The organism is Selenomonas sp. oral taxon 892 str. F0426 (assembly GCF_000468035.1).
Classification (GTDB): Bacteria; Bacillota; Negativicutes; order Selenomonadales; family Selenomonadaceae; genus Centipeda.
Genome location: NZ_KI260529.1, coordinates 16,946 through 20,141, shown reverse-complemented (window position 1 = coordinate 20,141; position 3,196 = coordinate 16,946). Strand labels below are relative to the sequence as shown.

Genomic DNA, 3,196 nt, shown 5'->3' with positions numbered 1-3,196 from the left:
GGGTGCCGACCATCGTGATCGTGCCGCCGACGTTTGCAGCGACGGCGAGACCCATGAGCTGGGGCCCAACCGGAACCTTTGCAGCTGCGCAGATCTGGACAACAACGGGCATGAGGCACGCGACGGTCGCCGTGTTCGAGGAGACCGAGGACAGAACGATTGTGATAAGCATGATTGCTGCCATCAGCGAGCGCTCATTTGTTCCAGACTTTTTAACAACAGCTATGCCGATTTTCTGCGCGACACCTGTTTGGAACATCGCCGCGCCGATGATGAACATACCTGCGAAGAGAACGACGGTGGAATTCGATAATCCTGCAAAAACCTCCTTCGGAGTCAAGACTCCCAACAACCCGAGCGAGATTGCCGCTCCAATTGCCGTGACTGCCAGGGGAATCAGCTCGGTAGCAAACAGGAACGCTGCTACTGCGAGAACCCCCAGTGTCACCATTGCTGCATCCATAGAAACATCTCCTATCATACAGTTCTTCTAGTTCCCGTTTTTAGGAAATATAGATAAATTCAGTCACATCATTTTGGCGCATCTTTTCCATCCCGCCTGCGCAGCCAATCCTCCGAGGAGCGAGAGCGTATAGCGCTGACGCTGGCGTTCCTCCTCCAGCAGAGCATAGATCTCGGGGTCAAATGCCTTCAGATGATTTGCAACTTCTTCTCTTTTCATGAACAACTCTCCTTCTGCACCTTCGGACAGAAAATATCATAGATGCGGCGCTGCCGCAATAAAGTCCTGTGCGCTTAGTATAGCACAATGCGGCGGTTTGGTCATCTATTTTTGATGCTTCTGAATATTTTATGTGCAGGATGTGCGGAGAATACCCTCCGGGCAATCGAAAAGTCCTCCGGCGGCGCAAGGAGGAAAAGCCGCCGGAGGACCGGATCGGGATGTTATCCCTTGTGGAACAGATTCCTGATGATGTTCATGCGCTCGCTTGCCGCATGGGCGTGCACCTCATTGGTGTCTGCATCGGAGAAGAAGATGCTGGACATCGCCTCCATGTTGATCCACTCCTCGGAGAAGATGGGCTTGTCCATGATGAGCTTTGCAAGCGCCAGGCGGAGCTCTTCCTCTTCATGCGCAGAGAGGCTGCCGGAGAGGGCCCGCGCGATCATTCGGCCGACGGCTGCCATATCCTCTTCCTTGAGCCCGCGCGTGGTCGGGTTCAGCGTCGAAAGACGGAGCGCCGAGAGGACCATCTCCGAGCGCATCGTCGGGATGCGGTCGAGTTTGACCTGGAGACCGATGCGTGCGAGCACATGGACGGCATCGGTAATGTCCGTGCCGGGCGCAGGAGCGGCAAGCACGAGATGGGTCTCCGTGCCGCCGCAGAGGAGCTTGGTGCCGCTGCTCTCGAGTGTTGCGGCGAGCGCCTTTGCGTTCCGCAGTACCTGCTCGCCGTACGCGCGGAACTTCGGCTGTGTGGCTGCATGCAGGGCAAAGGCCAGCGCCGCGAGGCGGTTCGCGTAGACGGCGGCATGCCCACTGCTCACGACCGCGGCATCGATCTGCTCCGCAACGTCCTTTTTGCAGAGGAGGATGGCGCCGTCCGGCCCCCGCAGCGAGTCGTTCGTCGGGAAACTCACCACGTCCGCGAGCGCCGCGGGTGAGGGCACCAGTCCTGCGGCAGCGAGGCCGACACACTGGCCGATGTCGATCCAGAGGTGCGCGCCGACCGCGCGCGCGACGGCAGCGAGCCGCTCATAGTTTGGGATGCGCGGATAACTGACGGGGGAGAAGATGATCAGGCGCGGCTTCAGCTCCTGCGCCATTGCCATGACGGCATCCCAGTCGACTTTTTGCTCCTCCGGGTCGATGCCGTAGTTCTCGAACCGGTAGTTCAGCCCCGCGCAGTGCTCCTGCTTGCGCAGGTTGAACGAGAGTACCGTATCGCCGGGCTGCAGCAGGCCGAGGAATACAACACGCGAGGCCGCGGCAATGTTCCCGAGGCGGACGATGGCGTGATCGCTGCCGAAGAGCTCCTGTGCCCGCTTCTGCGCCAGTTCCTCGACGGCATTCCTGCGGTGCGCGCCGCAGCCCTCCCCCAGGCCTGCGAGCGGGCTCCCGACGAGGTAGGAGGTGATCGGCGACATCGCGTTCACCGTCGGGACCAGCGAGAGCGTATTGCGCTGGCGCTGGATATCCTCCTGCAGGAGATTGTAGATCGCCGGATCAAACGCCTTCAGATGATTGAGCAACGCTTCTTTTTTCATACATATCCACTCCTCATAATGCGGGCGTGCAGTCTGCACGCACAAAAAAACAGGTGCGCCCCGGGATGGGGCACACCTGTCGGTGAACCAACGTACTCTGTTTCCAGTTCGTATTGTTCACGGTCGGACGCACTGAGAAGCGATGCTCAGATGCTGCCGTTTATGTCTGTGCTTGTTCGAAAGAAAGATGGCTCAGTCGATTAGAACGGCCATACAAGCGGGATAACGACAAGGCAGACGATCAGCGAAATGATAACGAGCGGAACGCCAACCTTGACATAGTCCATGAATTTGAACTGACCAGGTCCAAGAACGAGCGTGTTCGGCGGCGTTGCAACCGGCGTCGTGAATGCGCAGGATGCAGCGATACCGATGGCCATGACGACCGGGTACGGCGAGACACCGACGGTCTGTGCGATCGAGATCGCGATCGGTGCGAGAAGCGCTGCCGCTGCCGTGTTTGACATGAACTGCGTCAGACCGCAGGAGAGTGCGAACATCGCGCCCACAATAACAAGTGCGGAGGGGGCATCGCCCATGAGGCTGACGACGAAGTCAGCAATAACCTTGCCAGCGCCGCTCTTCTCCATTGCGCCTGCGAGCGGGAGCATACCGGCGAAGAGGAAGATCGTCGTCCAGTCAATGCCCTGGTACGCCTGCTTCTCATTGAGGCAGCCCGTGAGCACGCAGAGGAGGCCGCCGATGATGGCAGACATCTGCATCGGGACGTTGATATCCTTCTCGAGAACCATCGCAATGATAACGCCGACGAGGATCGCTGCGCAGATCATCATCTTGCGGGAATCCGTCACTTCCTCTTTCTTGTCATCTGCACCCTCGGGCACAATCGCCATGTGCTGCGGGCAGAGCTTGCGGCCGATCGTGAGCATGTATGCCACACCAGCGATCGAGAGGGGGATACCAATCCATGCGAACTCGAAGAAGCCGAACGGCGTGAGTCCGCTCG

At 58.9% G+C, this 3,196-nt stretch carries 3 protein-coding genes and 1 pseudogene; all 4 read right to left on the bottom strand.

Annotated elements, in window-relative coordinates; translation table 11 throughout:
* Nucleotides 1-463: pseudogene (locus HMPREF1992_RS02905) on the bottom strand (SLC13 family permease); the annotation flags it as partial.
* Between the two features lie 63 nt (nt 464-526).
* On the bottom strand, nt 527-682 hold the full coding sequence (locus HMPREF1992_RS11590) for a hypothetical protein (RefSeq protein WP_021684324.1): 156 nt from the start codon (nt 680-682) through the stop codon (nt 527-529).
* Nucleotides 683-906: 224 nt separating this feature from the next.
* Complete coding sequence (locus HMPREF1992_RS02895) at nt 907-2,229, bottom strand: glycine hydroxymethyltransferase (protein WP_021684323.1); 1,323 nt, start codon at nt 2,227-2,229, stop codon at nt 907-909.
* Nucleotides 2,230-2,429: 200 nt separating this feature from the next.
* Nucleotides 2,430-3,196, bottom strand: a 767-nt coding sequence (locus tag HMPREF1992_RS02890) for an SLC13 family permease (RefSeq protein WP_021684321.1), incomplete at its 5' end; no start/stop codon positions are given.